The following is a 19,155-nucleotide window of genomic DNA, read 5'->3' on the forward strand; positions in this document are numbered from 1 at the left end:
CTTATCCCTCCTAAACTCTCAGCCGGTGATTGATGAGATAATGGCTGATGCCGATACAAATCAACGTATATAGCACCATAATTCCATACATCATATAGAGCGCCTCATCGTAGAAAAGATACCACTTATAGGCTTGTCCACCGATCACTGATATTACCGCAACGGAGCCGATCAACGATATAAGATAAAAAGCTAGACCACTGATGAATCCAGCTAAGCCAAAGCTTCGCTCTAACAAAATGCCGACAAACACAATATTTAAGGTCATAAACCCCATTACATATCGGTTAATCATAATTTGGAGTACCGGCAGGAAGATTTCATTTCCAAAAGCGTTCCAATAATAGAGCTCAAATAGATGAATCGGTCGGATCACATCTTCAGACAAGACCCATTCGAAGATCCAATTCCCAACTGCTAACAACACGATCTGTAGCGCTACTAACAATAAGACCCCAATATATAGGGCTAATAATTTAGCAAAATAAACCTGCATTCGATTGCCCGGAATCATCATGAGTCGATAGCTGAAGCGACTCTTGCCATACCATTCACGATACCACGTATAGAAGGCATAAAAGATTAATGCAAAGACCGTAAACAAGATGGCTAGCGTTACAATCCCCGACTGTGTCACTTCATTGAAAGCCAGTGCTCGCGCCACAGTTCCGGGCATCTCCAAGGTCGTGCCAGCCGAGACATCACGGTCGAAGTATCTATACGTACTCCAGATGACGCCTAAAGGTTGGACCACCATATTGAAGAGAATTAACCCGATCAGTACTTTCCATAGCCGATTAAATTCGAATTGTAATAACTTCCATGTTCTATTCATACTCATCACCTTCCCAGCTTGCGAATTGTTGCGGCTGATACACCTCACGCATCACATCGACAATCGACTTCCCTTCATCCATCCGCATCTGCTCAACATTGAACTCCTTAGCAATCCGCGTGCGATCAAGCAAGATTACATGATCCACGAGTCGCTCAATTTCATCAATCTCATGCGTCGTAATAAGCACACCCTTATCTTCTACCAATGTTGTCGTGAAGATATTGGCAATCTCCTCTCGAGTAAAGATATCGATATTATTGAATGGTTCATCCATTAAGATATAATCTGAATCCTGTGCAAACCCTAACAACAGATTCACCTTGGCAATATTCCCCTTCGACAACTCCTTAATCACCATCGTTTCCTCCAAGTTAAAAAAGCGTAAAATATCTTGGGCCTTCTGCTCATTCCAAGACGCATAGAAATCTCGCATAAAGTCCATCGCTTCTCGAATTGTAAACTCAAGTAGCATAATAGATTCATCTGGAATAAAACTTATTTTTTCATACAATGAATACTTAAGCGGCTCACCATCTATCCGCACCTCTCCTGCCTGCTTAGGTACCAAATTCATTATCGCATTCAGAATAGTCGTCTTCCCGACACCATTCACCCCGATAAGGGCGGTGATTTCCCCTTTTGGTACAGTAAATGAGATGTCTTCTACAATTGTTCGTTTCCCGTAACGCTTCGTCAGTCCATTAACCTCTAACATCTGAGTCCTCCCTCTTCCATTCATCTTGGATCATCTGAACAACCTCAGCCTCATCCAACTCTAACAAGCTCACTTGCTGGACAAATTGCTTCACCGCTTCGCGGGCCCATTCTTGTCGCAGCTGCCTGAGCACGGTTAGGTCTTCCGTAATCTTACTGGCGACATTTGCTTCGGTATAAATCAACTGCATCTCTTCCATCTCCTTATAAGCCCGCTGCACAGTATTGGGATTGATCTTCAACGTCCGAGCTAGTTCTCGTCTTGAAGGCAACTCTTGCCCTGGCTGCAGACGCTTCGCCACTAATTCTTCCTTGAAGTATTCAACCACTTGGACATAGATTGGATCTCGATTATTAAACCTAATATTCACGCCATCACCTCTCACTTCCGTATTAAGTAATTAATACACTCTGTCTAAAAAAATAGTATACTGACCCGTATCAACCACTTAATACACCTTAATTAAAAAAATACTTACCCCTTATGTGTATTATACGATTAATACAGTTATGAGGCAAGTTATTTTTCGATATTTTATACATATTTTTTTCGTCATTGCGGTCTGATAGCTTTCAGCCGCTCGCGAAGAGTTCCTTCCACCTTCACAAGATATGATAAACACCACTATGATGACGTCTCTCCATCATAATAGTGGCGTCTCTTGTAGGCAGTGTGTCCGAGTTATTATATGTTTACTCCATTGAGTTAATGTCGGTTAACGATATAATCCAGAATAACCTTAATCACTCCCCATAGTATGACGAACAGCCCCACAATATAGACCCAAGCATGTGGTGTTTTCATCATCGGAAGTGCTATATTCATCCCAAAGAAACCAGTAATCACCCCAAACACAGCTAAAATAATCGAAATAATCGTTAATGTCGTCAAGTTCTCATTTAGATTATTGTTCAATACATTATTATATGCTCCTGAAAGTTGCTGGAAAATTTGTGCGTTTAGTTGTGTCATAGAGGCCAATTGCTTCGCTTCTATCAAGGCATCATTTAATTCTTCCCTATCTTCCGGGTCGCATCGTCTAATGACATGATGATTTTTTAACTTCTCCAACAGCAAGACATTTTGATTCGCTGCCACTTGTAGATAGACTGAGCCGGTTTCTAAATCGGATAAGGCGAACAAGTTATGTTTATTCGTCCTTTGGCGTAGTTTTCTATTCAATATATCTTTTTCTTTATCAATCGCATCCATCACCGGAAAATAGCGCTCCGTAATTAACGTCAGACAGGAGAAGAAAAATTTGTTCACTGACACCTGTCTATGATGCATTAAATACTGATTGAAGTGCGCAATCAAGTATTCACTCTTATCGTTAACAATTGTAATAAGTCGATTGGGTTGAACAATAAATGTCACTGGGATCGTTTCGTAATGCTCACTCGTTCGATAATGATCCAGTGCATTATAAATAACTAACAACGCCTGATCATCGGCATCATAATTAACAATCGCCCGCTCGTTCTCATCCATCGCATACGCGATAATATCATTATCGATCGTATCATCTGCCAATGTATCTGCCGTCAATTCTACCTTGTCTGTATGAATGATTACCCAACGAAATGCATTATCTTGCCCAAAATATTTCTCTTGCATAACGGTTTCCTCCATTCTCTAACCTCACTATTATAAAGCTTTGCACTCAAATTTTCAATCAGCCCCTGATAAAAGAAGCACTATTCCATGTAACTTACCGGACATATCTTGAACATCTAAGATTCTCCAAAAGAAAAAAACACTATCTGAGTTATATTTCCCAGATAGTGCCCTCTTTAATAAATTAGTCGTCACCAAGAACATCTTCGTCATCAACGATCGATAGATCTTCTAATTCGCTACCTTCATCATCCGTAATGAAGTCATCGTCTAATTCATCGCGATATTCATCGTAGTTCTCGTCATCTTCTAGTTCGATTTCTTCTTCATCGGCTTCGTCTTCAGAGAGTTCATCTTCTACATCATCAATATCATCGAAGCCATCCGGTGCTTGCTTCGGTGTAATATCTTCTAGATCATTATCGTGCGTTAACTCTTCATCAATCGAGTCAACTGGATACCAACCACGGAGTCCCCAACGATTCTCTCCTAGTGAGATGAAGCGTCCATCGATGTTCAGATCGGTATAGAACTGCGCTATTTGCTCTTCTAGCTGCTCATCATCCAACTCTAAGTAGTCAGCTACTTGGTGTAATAAGTCATTGAAGTTCATTACTTCATGATTTTTGTCCAAGATTGCCTTCGCTACATGAACCGGGGCTAATTCGTGTTTTTCGATCCCATTAAATTCTTTTAATTCCACTATCTATCAACCTTTCTTCTTCCACATTCTCTTATTTATATTAGCGTATTATGTCGTGAAATGCAATCTTAATTCGTAGTCGCCTAATTTCTCTTCACCTGAGAATAATTGATAGTCCACTTGTACTTCACCAGCTGTTGGCTGTTGCTTAAGTGTTGTCATCAAGTGGTTAGTTTGAACAACTAGTTGTATTATTCCTGCTGGTGTTCGGTAATTGACGCTCGTTGGCTGTGTGCTACTAAAAACTAATCGCGTCGTCTGTTCCGCATGACGAATTAATGTGACTTCCTCTCCCGACTGATTGATTTTCACTGTAACAGGTGTCACTTGTTCATCTAATACTTCATCGAACTTAATATAATAATGCCCCTTCATCTGAGCAAACCGCCCGCGATCCTCGAACTGATGCTCATTCACTTGGCCCGCCTGCTTCGACTTAACCGACATATTCACTTCAGCTACTTGCGCTTGTCCATCAATCATTTGACACATCACTACTCCCTCTTCTCATCATCTTCTCTATTATACCGCATACGGTTCACGTTTAAAAATATTTCTTTTGGTATCCATCTATTCCTCTCCTTATGAAAAACCGCTTATCTCAGCATTTTCTATTGATTTTTGCTATAATAGGCATAGATTACTTAGATGACTGTGGGGGATTGATGTGAGTGAGTTACAAGCAGATGGATTAGATCAATGGAAGGAATATGTCTTCGAGTTGTATCATACGGATGATTTTCCACTCGATGTGAACGGCTTAACTTATTTTGCGCTGACAGATGCATTAATTAAGTATGCAGGATGGGCAGAACAGCCACTTGTCTACTTTTGGCCGTCTGATCCCTTAATTTTCTTAGGGATGGTGGATTCCAAATTACCTCATCTGAACGATGGACTAAAGGTCTTCGAAGAGGCTGGGTATGAGTATATTGTGCGTAATTCGGGGGGATTAGCCGTTGTAAGTGATCCTGGTGTATTGAATTTTTCGATTATCTTTCCAGAAGAACATCAACGACTGGATATTAATCGAGCTTACAGTCGGATGCATGAGCTTATTTCCCAAGCCTTAGCCCCATATGGTGTTGAGGTGAATGCGATTGAAGTGCCAGAATCATACTGTCCGGGTGATTATGATTTAAGTATTCATGGACGTAAGATTGCTGGAATCTCACAGCGGCGGATCGGTCAAGGGGTGGCAGTGATGATCTATATTAGTATGAACGGTGATCAAGACGTACGTTCACGCTTAATTAAGTCCTTCTATGATCGTGGTCTTCAAGGCAAGACCATTAATTGGGACTATCCTGATATCGATCCAAGTGTCATGACAACTGTAGAAGCTGAGATTGGAGAGCCCATCGATGTAGCCAAGATGACTGAGTTAATTATCCAAGTGCTACAAGACAATGCACATGGTCAAGCATTGCGCGAAGGAAACTTTACCCACGATATTTTATCCACCTATATGACCGCCTATGATAAAATGGTGATGCGCAATAAGAAACTATTGGGTTCCGCATTCGATAAGGAGGCATACTAATGACCCAAGACGTCACATTCGAACAAAAGAATAAATTAAATGATGAAAAAGTCTTCCGCGACCCGGTCCATGACTATATCCATGTTAATGATCAGTTAATTATGGATTTAATCAACTCGCGCGAATTTCAACGTTTGCGCCGCATTAAACAACTCGGTACGGCGCAGTATACCTTCCATGGTGCGGAACATTCCCGCTTTTCGCATTCCTTAGGGGTCTACGAACTCACGCGAAAGATGATTAACAACTTCCAGCGCCATTATTCAGATGTGTGGAATGACCAGTATCGACTCGTTACCTTGTGTGCTGCACTACTGCACGATATCGGTCATGGTCCCTTCTCACATACGTTTGAGAAGATCTTCGATACCGATCATGAGCAATTTACGATTGATATTATTTTGCAAGAGGGAACCGAAGTACATCATATCTTGCGACAAGTATCCGATGACTTTCCCAATCAGGTCGCAAGTGTCATCACCGGCGAACATCCTAATCCTCAAGTGGTCCAACTCATTAGTTCCCAAATCGATGCCGATCGGATGGATTATCTATTACGCGATGCTTACTTTACGGGAGCAACATATGGCGCCTTCGATTTAGCCCGTATTATGCGAGTGATGAAACCTTATGAAGACGGAATTGCCTTCTCTCACCGCGGCATGCATGCGGTTGAAGATTATATTTTGTGTCGCTATCAGATGTACATGCAAGTCTACTTCCACCCTGCTTCACGAGGCATGGAAGTTACCTTGGACCGCTTATTGAAGCGAGCACGCCAACTCTATAGTGAAGATAAATTAGATTCGCATGCTCCTTTACTAGAGCCATTCTTTGCTGAAGAGCATTCATTGCAAGATTATCTGCGAATTGATGATACGACTTTCTACGTGGCTTTGACGCATTGGACGGATAGCTCAGACCCTTACTTGAGCCAGCTTGCTCGGATGTTTTTGGACCGGAAGCCACTGAAATCTGTTGAATTCGATCATGAGACAGATCAAGACTTGGTAGATACGTTGCGTAATATTGTCGAGAATGTGTATTATGACAAAGACTTGTTCACCATGGTTAATACCACCTTTGATATTTCTTATGATTATAAACTAAAACAAAAAGCCCCCATTATGCTCTATTATCCGGACGGGAGCTTGATTGAACTGGGAGAAGTTAGTAAAATCGCCAATATTTTAAGTGATAGTATTCATGGAGATGATCGACTGTATGTGCCACGTGAATTTATTAAACCATCTGATCAAGATTACATGAGTATGTTCGCTGAGAGCTTGCACGAATTCAGTCAGTATATCCATAATGGCAAAATCACCCGCCCTAAGTCATCTAATTAGCCCAATTGAACAAAACACCCCAACCAAAAAGGAGATACAACATGTCTATAAAATTATTAGCAATTGATATTGATGATACCTTACTGACATCCAGTCACGAGGTACACTCAGCTGCCCCCGAGATGATTTCTCGTGCACTTGAAGCAGGTGTCAAAGTCGTCTTATGTACCGGGCGTGCTACCCCGAGTGCGATGCGCTACGCCGAAGAGCTCGGCTTGAAGGACGCGGGACAGTTTTTAATTACGTATAACGGAGCTGTTACGACGAACTTAGCTGACGATACCATTTTTGCGGATGCGACATTAGATCTTGATGATATCCGCACGTTATTTGATGTGAGTGAAGAGATTGGTGCGCACGCACACGCGATCGCTGACGGAGGTATTTTTACACCAAACAACCCACTTAGTCCTTACACTGTTCGTGAAGCTTGGTTGACAGACTTACCCCTCTTCTATCAACCTGTTGATGAACTCGATGAGTCACTGATTTATAATAAATTCATGATGGTCGATGAACCAGATATCTTAGATCGCGCACAAGCACATATGAAAGAACATTACAGTAACCAATTCACCGCCTTACGTAGCCAACCTTATTACTTAGAGATGATTCATCCCCAAGCAAGTAAAGGAAAAGCTGTCGCTTATTTAGCTGAACAATTGGGAATTGACCTCAGTGATACAATGGGGATTGGTGATAGCGGGAATGACCTAGATTTAATTACCACCTGTGGCATCGGTGTTGCAGTTGGTAACGCCATCGATGAACTGAAAGACTTGGCCGATTATATCGCGCCTACCAATGATGACGGTGGTGTCGCTCACGCGATTGAAAGATTTATTCTTAAATCCTAACAATCTAACAGATAAAATGGCTAATTATCCACACATCATGTGGACAATTAGCCATTTTTGGTTACTCATTAGTTTGAAAACTGCTGATTATTTTTCTGGGCAAATGTTTCAAGCCAGTGTTTAAGATGCGGTTCGATATACGGTACATCCGGATCGTCACACCAAGCGGCAATCATGCTACCAATTGTCGGAATAGCTTCGTCTTCATCTTTCAACACTTGATTAAATGGTACCTTATTCATGCCATCCAAGCCTTGTTCTAAGTTATACCAGCCGCTCTCTTTATCCTCGCGACCAATCACATAATACCATGAATCATTCGTGTTCAAGATATCATGCCCGCGCTCGCTGAAGTAATGCGAGGAGGCTACCTCATAATCTTCCCAGCCCGCTGTCCAGTACGCAATCACAATATTGGAATCGAATGTTCCTTGATCACTCACATAATCGAAGTACAGACCATCATTGAACGCAATCGGACGTAAACCGTGCTGCTTCAATAGATGTGCTAAATCATTGGTATAAGCTACAAAGTCCGCATATTCTCCGCATTTCTGTAAGTTCTTCCAGCCCGGCATCCAGTTCGGAATCGCATCATTAGCATACTCATCCAAGCCCATATTGAAGAAAGCTACTTTCCCTTCAAAGTACGTCGCATACAACTCAACAAGTGCCTTCGTAAAAGCAACTGCTCGATCATTTTTTAGATCAACTGTTCTTTTTGATACAGTTGACTCTCCGGAATCCGGATCATGATAGACATAGTTGGGCGCTTCGATGCCTAAATGCTTCATTGCTTCTAGGATAGCATCCATATGGCCCGGTGTATTGACAGCCGGAATCAGCTCAATATCGCGTTCTCCCATATAGACCAGCAACTCATCCATCTCTGCTTCCGTTAGTGTATTCCCATTCGGATCATCATAATAAGCCACATTTCCGACCTTAATCGCTTCTTGGACTGCCTCACTCTCATAAACCGTCCCCGCAACATCTAGACGCATATCATTCAATATAAGGCGCAGACCATCATTGCCGACCAACAAGTGCAAATGTGTATAACCATTGTCCGCTAGCATATCGACTACATTTTTTAACTGCTCTAAGGAAAAATACTTCCGTCCCGCATCAAGTGATACAACACGCATCTTATCTACCATCGCCATATATTAGCCTCCTTTTTTGCATCCAGTTAACCTATTAATCCCAGTGCTCATCTAAGAAATCATCGCGCCCACTTCCCTTACGGTAACGGGTGTAGTGCGCATTATTTTTCTTATAAAAATCTTGATGATAGTCTTCTGCCGGGTAGAAGGTCTCCTTCTCTTCAATGGAAACAACAATCGGCTTAGTAAAACGGCCACTCGCATCCAACTCACGCTTAGACTGTTCAGCAATAACTTTCTCTTCTTCATTCTCATAGAAAATCACCGGACGATATGAATCACCACGATCAGCAAATTGTCCACTCGCATCGGTCGGATCAGTCTGTTGCCAGTAAATATTAACTAATTCTTCGTATGACATCTTACTCGGATCATACGTAATCTCAACCGCTTCAGTATGCCCCGTCGTCCCTGAACAAACCTCTTCATAGGTGGGATTCTCCACATGACCACCTGTGTAGCCGGATAAAACTTGTTCGATCCCATCTAATGAATCGAACGGCTTCACCATGCACCAAAAACATCCCCCAGCAAATACTGCTGTCTTAAAATTATGACTCATTTATTTTTCCTCCTTAATTACTGTCTTCCCACCCATATAAGGCACGAGCACGTCCGGAATTTTCACGCTGCCATCCGGTTGTTGATAATTCTCAAGAATCGCTGCGACCGTACGTCCTACTGCTAAACCAGAACCATTCAGAGTGTGTACTAACTTCGGATTCCCTTCTTCATTGCGGTAACGAATCTTCGCTCGTCGCGCTTGGAAATCTTCGCAGTTCGAGCATGAACTAATCTCACGATAAGTCTCCTGCGCTGGAATCCAAACTTCAATATCATATGTCTTCGCAGCTGAGAAGCCCATATCCCCCGTACATAACGTCAACACGCGGTACGGCAATTTCAACTCTTGCAAGATCTCTTCCGCATTGACCAACATCTTCTCTAACTCATCATAAGACGTCTCTGGCTCAGAGAACTTCACCATCTCAACTTTATTGAACTGGTGCAAACGTATCAATCCCCGTGTATCGCGACCCGCACTCCCCGCTTCAGAGCGAAAACTTGGTGACAGTGCCGTCAAGTAGATTGGTAACGTTTCTTCGATAATTTCATCCGCATAAAAGTTAGTCAATGGAATCTCCGCTGTTGAGATCATCGTCAGTGGGTGCTTATCAACTTGGAAAACATCTTCCGTAAATTTCGGGAATTGACCGGTTCCATACATCGCCTGATCATTGACTAAATAAGGCGGAATCATCTCACGATAACCATTCTCATCCACATGCTTGTCCAACATATAATTGTACAAAGCTCGCTCCAAGCGTGCGCCTAAGCCCTTGTAGTAAAGAAAACGCGAACTCGCCACCTTCGCCCCACGTGAAAAGTCTAAAATATCTAAATCTTTCCCTAAATCCCAGTGTGCTTTAGGCTCGCCATTAGGAAAATCTGAGAAATCAGGGATAAACTCATCTCCCCAACGTTTCACTTCAACATTATCTTCTTCATCCTCACCTACCGGCACTGATTCATGTGGTAAGTTCGGTAACCAAGATAACTGCTCTTGCAGACGTTCCTCAATCTCAGCTAACTTCTCATCAAGGTCTCTAATTTCTGCAGCAACTTCTTGCATCTCAGCAATCGCATCCTCAGCTGATTCACCGGCTCGCTTCTTCTCACCGATCGTACTGGATACATCATTACGGCGCTGCTTCAAGGTTTCTGATGTTTGGATGAGCTCACGTCGCTTCTCATCTAACGCTACTAATTCATCAACAACTTCAGCAGCCACTCCTCTCGACTGCAACTTCTGCTTATATAAATCAATCTGCTCGCGCATGCCCTTCATATCTAACATGACTATCGCTCCTTTATCTCTTAATTTTTATTCTGAAAAAGGCAGTCCCTATCCCTCAACTAGGGACGAAGACTGCCTCTCGCGGTGCCACCCAACTTTCAAGCCATGCCATTAAACAGGCCTAGCTTGCACTCAACTTGGATAACGGATCTACCGAAATAACTTGTACACAGGGATCACTTAGCAGTCATCCCTGTCCTTGGTCATTATTTACTCATCTGCTGGATTCAGCACCTTCCTCTGTCAGCTCACACCACCCGCTGACTCTCTGTTAGATTCCGCTACTTACTAGGACAGATGATTCGTATTTAATTATTCATTTAATTAGTTCTATTGTACCGCTAAATCAATACAGGTGCAAATTTAAAGCTCGATATTATTTAGTAAGATCGCTTGTCTAAATAGGCACTAATCTCTACCAGATAGGAAAAAGGTATTTCAATTTATTTATAATTATGATATTGTATATGAAAACGGGCAAGTAACCGTTAATAAAGAAATGTTGGCTAGTCGCTATAGAGAAGAACAAGCGGAATATATTGCAGAAGGTATCAATGTTTTGTATACTGAAGACAATATTCAGGGACATCTTCAAGCTGCAGTCTACCAAAGACGTTTTCTCACCTGCATGCGCGATGAAATGATCGGTCTAATTCCCGGGTGAATCGTTTTAATGCTCACTTCGGCTCATCACTTTTACTTTGTTAATTAAATTGGAAAAGAGGACACATCATGAAAGAATATTTTTTAGTTGAATCTATGGAAATGAATGCAATTTTGGGACTTGCTGTTGTTGGACTTATTATCGGAATAATGGTGCAATTAAATGATGCCAAAAAAATTATAATTCCTGGACAACCTGGCAAAATGAAACGACTTTGGAATATTGGCTACACAGTGATTATCTCTGTTGCATTAGGAATCTATACGTTTATGTACCAGCAAGCACCCGCTACTATTCTCATTATTATCGCCCTGATTATCATCAGTCGGATACTTTCAGTGAAGTATTATGGACTAGCCGAAAACAATATTCATTGTGAGATTAAATTATTCGTCAATGCCGGGGGAAGTATGGGAGCCATGTTCCCTATTCGTAATGTGCATAAAGTCTCTTACCAAAAAGCAAGTAACGCCACCTTAACGAATGACAAAATGGATAAAGTTATTTTAAAGTTTGATATGAATCAGGGAGAAGAACAACGATTAGAATTTGATCGATCAAAACAACAAGATATTGAAAACTTCTTGCAAGAAAAAGAATTGCTTTAGTCATTAACCAGCTATTAATTATTATTGTGCAACATCTGCTTGAGTCAATCGCTTATGCTTAGGGAGCTGACGATTTTGACGAGCCATTTTTTCCAAATTATTCCCGATCATCTTCTTCATCTAAATGTTTACCTTTTAGCTTTAATTTGGTACACTTAACGTGAGTCATATTTCTCTGTCCTTTCTGTATGGGTGTGAATGCTATCAGATTAACAGAGAATATGGCTTTTTTTAGTATTTTCTTGCTTGCATTTAATTATACAACTTACCTTAAATTTTTCCACCATTGACTGATATTGCGCTGAAGACGTTGAAAGATATTCAACTGCTCGGATGCTTCTGTCGTTACAATTGGAAAGGTAAAATAATCCTCCGGCAAGTCACCGAGATAGTCCAGTCCTGCTTCGGTCGGATGCACGGTGGCAGTTCCCACTGTTTCGCCTGCCACAAATGGTGGTTGTAACTGCTCATTTTTATCGACGGCAGATTGATCCATCTCATACGTCACTTCATACAAATCTGCTACTTCTTCTGGTAAGTAGACCGGCAAGTTCCCCTCGATCTCCAAATCAACTGTCTCTATTGTTCCATCAGCTACGGGATAATCGGTCAATTCTTCATGATGTAAGTTCACTTGTGGAACATTGATATACTCCAAGTCAGCCATGGCATAATCAAACAATTTTGCTGTTGCATCGAAGCGACTGAATTTATCCATAAAGCCATCACCCGCATGCAACACCACGGAAATAAGAGGTGTTGGTTCCTGATCTAAATAGCCAACAAAACTGCCTCCCGCATTAATTGTTGTGCCTGTCTTCAAGCCTTTCACCCCAGGATAAGCATAAGGAAATCCCGGCAGCATAAAATTATAGCTACTGACGTCTTGTTCTGCCGGCGAGTCAGGCCGGTATGTATAGCTCGTGAGTGCTGTAATTTCTAGTATTTCAGGAAAATCAGTCACTAATCGCTGGGCTACCGCCGCTAAGCTACGTGCTGACATGCGGTTCTCATCATCCGTGGCTGTATTGAGCAGTGGACCGCCTTGTAAATCTTCATTATTCAGTCCTGTTGCATTCACTAAATGCGCGTCTTCCAGGCCCCAATCGGTCATTAATTCGCGCATCTGGGTAACAAACGCTTCTTCTGAACCCGCAATATGCTCTGCTAAAGCAACGGTCATTGCATTGGCACTGGCAATACTCATCCCCATAAATAACTCGCGAACTGTAAATGTATCTTCCTGATTAAGCGGTAAGTTAGCTAGTTTGGGATCTTCCGTCAAGTCCATCACGTAATCACTAATATTAACTGGTTCCTCCCAATCCAACTCACCGGCATGAATCTTTGATAGTGTAATATATTGGACAATCATTTTTGTAGTTGAAGCGATCTCACGCACTTCATGACCTTGTTGATCAACTAAGACTTGACCACTCTCGGCATCAATTAAGACCGCTGATTCAGCAGGTACATTCGGCGCATTCGCGAAGCCTGCTAAAGCAGTAATTGGCTGAATGAAGATGAGAATTAGCGCAACCCCCACCATCCCTATTAACTTATGCATGACTTGTTTCATTATTCTCCCCCATTTTGAACAACTTGTATTCGCGGTAATGTGATTTGGAAAATTGTCCAACCTGCTTCGACACGAGCGCTAATATTGCCGTGATGCAAATCAATAATACTCTTCGTAATCGCTAAACCTAAACCACTTCCCTCAATTGCTTGAGAACGCGATTCTTCCGCCCGATAGAATCGCTCAAAAATATCCTCCAAATGAGTCGCTTCCAGCGGGGTCCCATTATTTTTTATTTGAATAATAACTTCATCTGTTGGCTCATAACACTTTACATTTACTTTCACTTGGTCCCCATCACTGCCGTATTTTAAAGCATTCGAGAGCAAGTTGCTCACTGCTCGCACGAGTTTTTCTGTATCACCTTGCATGTGAACATGTGGTGCTTGCGTGGATACCGTCAACTGCATCGCTTGCTTCTCTGCTTCTAGTTCAAAATCTATCACTAATTGTTCTAGTAATTGTACCATATCGAACTGAGTCAGATTAAGTGGTGTCGTTGTTTGGCGAACTTTTGTGTATTCGAATAGGTTGTCCACTAAGACCTTCATCTGTTGCGCTTTCTCGAAGGCCACGCTCGCATATTGAGTCAATTCTGCCTCTGAATGATAGCGTTGATGTTCAATCAAGCCAAGGTAGCCAATAATTGATGTAAGTGGCGTACGAATATCATGACTCACATTGGTAATTAATTCATCTTTAGACTGTTCGATCAGCCGTTCTTCTTCCATCGCTTGAAGTGCTGAATCCACTAGCATATGAATACTCTCAACAACCCGCTTGACTTCATCACGATACTGACCACGGATTCGATGTTCGAAGTTCCCTTGCGCAATATAATGCAACTCATCAATAATATGGCTCAGCTCATATTGACGTAATCGTCGCTTCAATCGCCAGTAAACTAGAATACCCATAATAATTAATAAGAACACACCCACATACGGGGTCAACCCCCAAAACTGTTGGTCGCGAATTTGGACTAGAAATTCCTCAGACCAAACCTCACGCTTACTATCAAGTATATAAACAGCTAATCGGGTCATAATTTGATGCGTCGCCACATACATTAAGAGAATAATACCCGCCGTAATGACACCTTCCACCACTAAGCGCATTTTTTCTTTAGTCGTTAGCTTCATCTTCTCCCCGTCCTCTTACAATAGTTCATCCGTCTTATGCTTCAATCTTGTAGCCGACACCCCAGACGGTCTTAATAATCTGTTCGCCACCTGTCGCTTGTTCGATCTTATCACGCAGATGACTCACATGGACCATTACCGTCTTTGCTGGCACTAAGCTCTCTTGCTTCCAAACTTTTTCAAAAATTTCATCTGCATTAAATACACGATTGGGGTAGCTTGCTAGTAAGTAAAGAATCCCAAATTCGAGTGCTGTCAGTGGAATCGACTGGCCATCAACTGTCTCAACTTCATGACGTTCCTTGCTAATGAGAAGCGGACCCACTTCTAACTCACCCGTATTGCGTTCAGTCTGATTATACGTACTACGCCGAATCAACGACTTCACCCGAGCCAATACTTCGAGCGGACTAAACGGCTTCACGACATAATCATCCGCTCCATTCGATAAGCCACGAATTTTATCAACATCACTCGTCTTCGCACTCAACATCAAAATCGGCAAATGCGAATATGCTCGTACTTCCTTCACCACTTCCAACCCACTCTTCTTCGGCATCATCACATCCAGGATTAAGCAATCAATTGCTTCCCTTTGAATGATATCGAGTGCCTCTTGCCCATCATATGCCTTCAATACGTCATAACCTTCATTTTTAATATAGATTTCAAGTAAATTACAAATTTCACGATCATCATCTGCTACTAATATCCGCATACGAACCCCCTCCATTCTCTCCTATTGTATCACGATTAAGTGGCTAACTGCTTAAAAAATGGTTAAATTACTAAATATCTGTTTCACGTAGCACATAAAGATAATCAAACAAGCGATCACTTCGCGCTTGAATATCGCGTTCAGTCACACCGTACTGCCGAATGACATCAACTAATAGCTCCACTGAGTTACTCTCATAAATACCTAGCTCCTCATTAATTAATAAGCCAATCGCTCCCGGATCCCAAATCTGATCGAGCGGTCCTGGCGCTACTTGAGAAAAATACGCCTCGCTTCTCTTATCGTGCACGACACGGTACAACTCCCAATCTGAGATAGCCCCCACCTCTTCTGAGACAAGCTCAGCTAACTGTTCAGTGGATATCTTATCAAGGGGACACGCCTTAAGCGAAACCAATTCGGCTGCCGCTTGCTTCAATGTCACTGCTTCTGATCGAATATTTAACTTCTCATGATATACAGTCAATAACTGCTCAATCTCATCTAGTGCTTCCACTCTTTCATACGTCTGACGATCCAGATCAGCTGGATTCCGCTTCACTGTAAAATATTCCGGTACCGTATCGAATCCGCCATCTGTGAAGGGGTGACAGCGCATAATACGAGCCAATCCCATTGTTGTCCCTTTTATTGCACCATGTTTTTCAATCGCTTGTACCATATAATGACTACACGTCGGATGATAGCGACAACTCGGTGGTGTCAACGGTGAAATATAGTGCTGATACCCTTTCACCAGACCAATCAACAATCGTTTCATTCATTTCCTCCATTCAACACACGCTAAAGAAAAAACACTTCCCACACATGGCAGGAAGTATTAGACAGTTAATTATTCATTATTTATTCACTGGACGTGAGTAGAAGACTGCCCGATCTGGAGCAAATCCGTACATCTCGAATGGGTAACACGTTGTCACAACGAGTACTTCCTCGCCCATCTCACGGATAACCGTTCGATCGTCAGCATCGACAATATCACGTTGATAAATCTCATATTCATACGTTCCATAAGGCATCTCTACAACAAACGTATCCCCAACTTCGATCTGGCCAAAGTCACGGAATACCGTATCGCGGTGTCCTGAGAGAACAATTTGCTCACCTTGTCCGGGGAAGGCTGTACTGGATACGTGTCCGACACCACGACGCAAGGAATCTGCATCCGCTCCTTCAACAACACCGACACTACGGTTATCTAGCTTCGGAACAGTTAAGACACCGAATGCTTCATTCTTCTCTGCCGTGAAGTTCGCAATATCATACTCTTCTTGTTCAGCTGCCTCTACTTGCTTCGTCTCGAGGACCGTTCTTGCTTCATCCAAAGTAACAGAGCTTGCATTGGCATGATCCCACGTTGTATACCCGAAGGCCATCAAGAAGAACACACCAACTGACATTAATAATCGACTAAACCATTTCATAAAATCCCTCCTCCCAGATTATCACACCCCTATTTTATCGAAAAAGAATATCTTTGTAAACTAGTCTGTTTCAATTTGTACCATGTATTATGTTTGAATTATGTCTTGTATGTCCTCTAAAAAAGCAGTCCTAATGTGAACTAGGACTGCTTACTTCAACTCATAATCTTAATGAACCGTTGCGAGTGACCCCATCGGATCCCATGGGTCAAGTTCGATTATCGGCTTGTCTAGTGCCTCCAACCAAGCTTGTTCAACATATTTTCGGTCAACGGTCACTTGATACGTATATTCATCAAACCACGCATCACTCATGGAGAAAATACCTTTATCTCCAACTTTTTCACCCCAACTGTTCTCAACTTTCCACGTAAGCGGACTACCATCATCAGCTAAGTCCACTCCAACAAGCACCATGGCATGTGTGAGTAAACTTTCGCCATAATCAAGTCGGGCTGCTTTATCTAATCGGAGGGGATGTCCTAATGTGGCTTCATAACCATATAAGTCTTTGTCCATAATTCCTGAATCGCGATGTGACATCTTACCCACATCACAACCGAACCAGACCGGCTTCCCATCCTGAATAGAGGCAATAGCTGCTTGCTTCAAGACTTCAATCGGTGTATTAATATACGTAATCGGCTCCCCTTCCGCTACAGTACCTAAGAATTTAACCGTATAGGCTCGCCCCATTGGTTTATCATCAGTCGGCGCATGAATTAGACTGACTAAGTTGTCTAAATGCCAATCAACATATTTTTCAAAGAATGCTTGTGGTGTTGTTTCTTCCAAGCGATGGAACACATCATCTTTATCACGATACTCATAACGGAATGACTCCGGCACTGTTCCTAATGCTTTCGTCAAGACATTGTAAATCACATACAACATCTCTTCTTTTTGCTCTGTTAAGGCTTCTGTAGAGGCTCCTTGTTCTGCTTGATCACGTAAATCTTTGGCAAATGCACGTAAATAATGTGTTAATACCGCCACTAAATGTCCTGTATTCGATGAGTGATAGGTTTCGGGCATGACCGATTTTGGCACAGCTCCATATTTTTTCAATAAGTTGGCAAACATATCCCACTGGCCACCATCTTCAAGTGGGCTATTCAATAAATGTTGAACAAGGCGGGAATTTAACGGTTCGTCCACTGTTTCGATGATATTATCTAAAAAATAGTTCGCCTTCTCCAACTTGTCCCAGAATAAGGCATAATTTTGGGAAAACTCGAATGTCTTCACATTCAGCGTCGCCATCGTATCTACCCGAGCTGTATTGAGAGCAGCGAATATCCAACATCTGCCACTTGACTTCTGATTCGTCATATCGCCTCGCTTCGTCTCATCCGAAAACACAAACGGATGCGAACGAACGGTATTATTATTGAGTGATGCATCATTGATTCCTACCTTGGCAATCGCACTCTCTACTGCCTGATTAGTCGGATTATCCTGATAACGTTGGTTGAATCGATTGATTAGTTCTTGATTGATCGTCATAATATCCCTTCCTTTACTTAATAGATAGTACGGTCATTATAACACAACATATTATAAAGGTCTATTAAATATACTTTTAAGTTTACTTAAAAGTATCTAGCTACTATTTAATAAAATTCATCTGTCTGATCGCCACCTTGATTCATATCAATTCGGTTGCTCTCATAGACCACAGTCGGCTTTAATGGTGTATAGACTTCGGCAAAAGCTTTCACCGTTGCTCCCACCTCACGTACAAATTGTGATAATTGGATATTATTATCCTCGCTAGCAGAGACCCCTACTGCTTCAAGCCCTAAGCCATTTGCCATCATCAATGCACGGCTCAAGTGACTAGATTGCGTAACAACTGCTACATGATTTACCCCAAAAACTTGTTGCAGCCGATACATACTACTATACGTATTGATGCCTAAATGATCCAAATAAATTTGGCGACTAGGAATACCGGCCTGTTCACTTAAATAAGCCTTCATCACTGATACTTCATTATAATAAGGACCTTGATGATCTCCCGACATAATAAACGTCGCCTCCGGATACTGTTGATAGATCTCACTTGCTTTATCTAGGCGCTTTTTAAGCACTAAACTTGGCTCTTTATTCGGTGTCACTCCTGCCCCTAAGACAACCACAACTGGGGCGTTATCAAACTGTTGACCAACTTCATCCACTGATACTTTTTGTTGAAGGGTAGATACTTGAGCGAATATATTAATTGCAATAATACCTGCGACAATGATGCCAATTCCCCACATCAAGCCTTTTAGCACAACCTTCACAACTCTCATCATCTCTCCCTCACTCTCTCATTAATAGCTATTACCAATATGAATAAAAAAATTCT

The 19,155-nt window shown here is 42.0% G+C and carries 19 protein-coding genes, 1 pseudogene and 1 other annotated feature; of the genes and pseudogenes, 4 read left to right on the forward strand and 16 right to left on the reverse strand.

Annotation, left to right across the window (positions count from 1 at the left end; translation table 11 throughout):
• Positions 1-10: 10 nt before the first annotated feature.
• From HMPREF9703_RS00810 to HMPREF9703_RS00835, 6 genes are all read right to left on the reverse strand, one after another.
• Entirely contained in the window at positions 11-835 is an 825-nt protein-coding gene (locus HMPREF9703_RS00810; protein ID WP_040376761.1) for a hypothetical protein, read from the reverse strand.
• Complete coding sequence (locus tag HMPREF9703_RS00815; protein WP_004634747.1) at positions 828-1,553, reverse strand: ABC transporter ATP-binding protein; 726 nt, start codon at positions 1,551-1,553, stop codon at positions 828-830. Before HMPREF9703_RS00815 ends, HMPREF9703_RS00810 begins: the two co-directional genes overlap by 8 nt.
• Complete coding sequence (locus HMPREF9703_RS00820; protein ID WP_004634748.1) at positions 1,540-1,923, reverse strand: GntR family transcriptional regulator; 384 nt, start codon at positions 1,921-1,923, stop codon at positions 1,540-1,542. The genes HMPREF9703_RS00815 and HMPREF9703_RS00820 overlap by 14 nt, the downstream gene beginning before the upstream one ends.
• A 335-nt stretch (positions 1,924-2,258) precedes the next feature.
• The gene (locus tag HMPREF9703_RS00825) at positions 2,259-3,170 is read right to left on the reverse strand and encodes a magnesium transporter CorA family protein (protein WP_004634749.1); all 912 of its coding nucleotides are present in this window, start codon (positions 3,168-3,170) and stop codon (positions 2,259-2,261) included.
• Between the two features lie 184 nt (positions 3,171-3,354).
• Positions 3,355-3,873 carry a DNA-directed RNA polymerase subunit delta gene (rpoE, locus tag HMPREF9703_RS00830; RefSeq protein WP_004634750.1) on the reverse strand — a complete coding sequence of 173 codons (519 nt, stop codon included), beginning with the start codon at positions 3,871-3,873 and terminating at the stop codon, positions 3,355-3,357.
• Positions 3,874-3,921: 48 nt separating this feature from the next.
• The gene (locus HMPREF9703_RS00835) at positions 3,922-4,365 is read right to left on the reverse strand and encodes a YwiB family protein (protein ID WP_004634751.1); all 444 of its coding nucleotides are present in this window, start codon (positions 4,363-4,365) and stop codon (positions 3,922-3,924) included.
• Between the two features lie 175 nt (positions 4,366-4,540).
• Here HMPREF9703_RS00835 and HMPREF9703_RS00840 point away from each other — a divergent pair, with 175 nt between their 5' ends.
• Genes HMPREF9703_RS00840 through yidA form a run of 3 tightly spaced genes read left to right on the forward strand, consistent with a single transcriptional unit; the run spans position 4,541 to position 7,622 of the window.
• A complete protein-coding gene (locus HMPREF9703_RS00840; protein WP_004634752.1) occupies positions 4,541-5,416 on the forward strand; it encodes a lipoate--protein ligase family protein in 876 nt (291 codons plus the stop codon).
• Entirely contained in the window at positions 5,416-6,765 is a 1,350-nt protein-coding gene (locus tag HMPREF9703_RS00845; protein WP_004634753.1) for an HD domain-containing protein, read from the forward strand. Before HMPREF9703_RS00840 ends, HMPREF9703_RS00845 begins: the two co-directional genes overlap by 1 nt.
• Positions 6,766-6,806: 41 nt before the next feature.
• Positions 6,807-7,622 carry a sugar-phosphatase gene (gene yidA / locus HMPREF9703_RS00850; protein ID WP_004634754.1) on the forward strand — a complete coding sequence of 272 codons (816 nt, stop codon included), beginning with the start codon at positions 6,807-6,809 and terminating at the stop codon, positions 7,620-7,622.
• 68 nt (positions 7,623-7,690) lie between these two features.
• On the opposite strand, the gene HMPREF9703_RS00855 is transcribed toward yidA, so the two are convergent.
• From HMPREF9703_RS00855 to serS, 3 genes are read right to left on the reverse strand one after another with little or no spacing between them, the layout of a single operon-like run.
• Positions 7,691-8,788, reverse strand: coding sequence for a beta-N-acetylhexosaminidase (locus tag HMPREF9703_RS00855; protein ID WP_004634755.1), 1,098 nt, complete (start codon positions 8,786-8,788; stop codon positions 7,691-7,693).
• A 34-nt stretch (positions 8,789-8,822) separates the two neighbouring features.
• Positions 8,823-9,350 carry a peptide-methionine (S)-S-oxide reductase MsrA gene (gene msrA / locus HMPREF9703_RS00860; protein WP_004634756.1) on the reverse strand — a complete coding sequence of 176 codons (528 nt, stop codon included), beginning with the start codon at positions 9,348-9,350 and terminating at the stop codon, positions 8,823-8,825.
• Entirely contained in the window at positions 9,351-10,646 is a 1,296-nt protein-coding gene (serS, locus tag HMPREF9703_RS00865) for a serine--tRNA ligase (protein WP_004634757.1), read from the reverse strand.
• A gap of 58 nt (positions 10,647-10,704) precedes the next feature.
• Positions 10,705-10,958 (reverse strand) — a binding site (T-box leader).
• Positions 10,959-11,378: 420 nt separating this feature from the next.
• On the opposite strand from serS, the gene HMPREF9703_RS00870 reads away from it, so the two are divergent.
• Positions 11,379-11,918 (forward strand): hypothetical protein, encoded by a 540-nt coding sequence (locus HMPREF9703_RS00870; protein WP_004634758.1) that lies wholly within the window; start codon positions 11,379-11,381, stop codon positions 11,916-11,918.
• 265 nt (positions 11,919-12,183) lie between these two features.
• Here HMPREF9703_RS00870 and HMPREF9703_RS00875 read toward each other — a convergent pair whose 3' ends face one another.
• The 7 genes and pseudogenes from HMPREF9703_RS00875 to HMPREF9703_RS00905 form a co-directional block, all read right to left on the reverse strand.
• Positions 12,184-13,497 (reverse strand): serine hydrolase, encoded by a 1,314-nt coding sequence (locus tag HMPREF9703_RS00875; protein WP_004634759.1) that lies wholly within the window; start codon positions 13,495-13,497, stop codon positions 12,184-12,186.
• Positions 13,497-14,639 (reverse strand): sensor histidine kinase, encoded by a 1,143-nt coding sequence (locus tag HMPREF9703_RS00880; protein ID WP_004634760.1) that lies wholly within the window; start codon positions 14,637-14,639, stop codon positions 13,497-13,499. The genes HMPREF9703_RS00875 and HMPREF9703_RS00880 overlap by 1 nt, the downstream gene beginning before the upstream one ends.
• A 34-nt stretch (positions 14,640-14,673) precedes the next feature.
• Positions 14,674-15,357 (reverse strand): response regulator transcription factor, encoded by a 684-nt coding sequence (locus HMPREF9703_RS00885; RefSeq protein ID WP_004634761.1) that lies wholly within the window; start codon positions 15,355-15,357, stop codon positions 14,674-14,676.
• Positions 15,358-15,904: 547 nt separating this feature from the next.
• Positions 15,905-16,138, reverse strand: a pseudogene (gene yidD, locus HMPREF9703_RS09175) (membrane protein insertion efficiency factor YidD); the annotation flags it as partial.
• A 79-nt stretch (positions 16,139-16,217) separates the two neighbouring features.
• Positions 16,218-16,802, reverse strand: coding sequence for a class D sortase, LPxTATN-specific (gene srtD, locus HMPREF9703_RS00895; RefSeq protein ID WP_004634763.1), 585 nt, complete (start codon positions 16,800-16,802; stop codon positions 16,218-16,220).
• A gap of 168 nt (positions 16,803-16,970) precedes the next feature.
• A complete protein-coding gene (locus HMPREF9703_RS00900; RefSeq protein ID WP_004634764.1) occupies positions 16,971-18,308 on the reverse strand; it encodes a C1 family peptidase in 1,338 nt (445 codons plus the stop codon).
• Between the two features lie 107 nt (positions 18,309-18,415).
• Entirely contained in the window at positions 18,416-19,099 is a 684-nt protein-coding gene (locus HMPREF9703_RS00905; protein ID WP_004634765.1) for a SanA/YdcF family protein, read from the reverse strand.
• Between the last annotated feature and the right edge of the window lie 56 nt (positions 19,100-19,155).

This window comes from Dolosigranulum pigrum ATCC 51524, assembly GCF_000245815.1.
In the GTDB taxonomy this organism is placed as follows: domain Bacteria; phylum Bacillota; class Bacilli; order Lactobacillales; family Carnobacteriaceae_A; genus Dolosigranulum; species Dolosigranulum pigrum.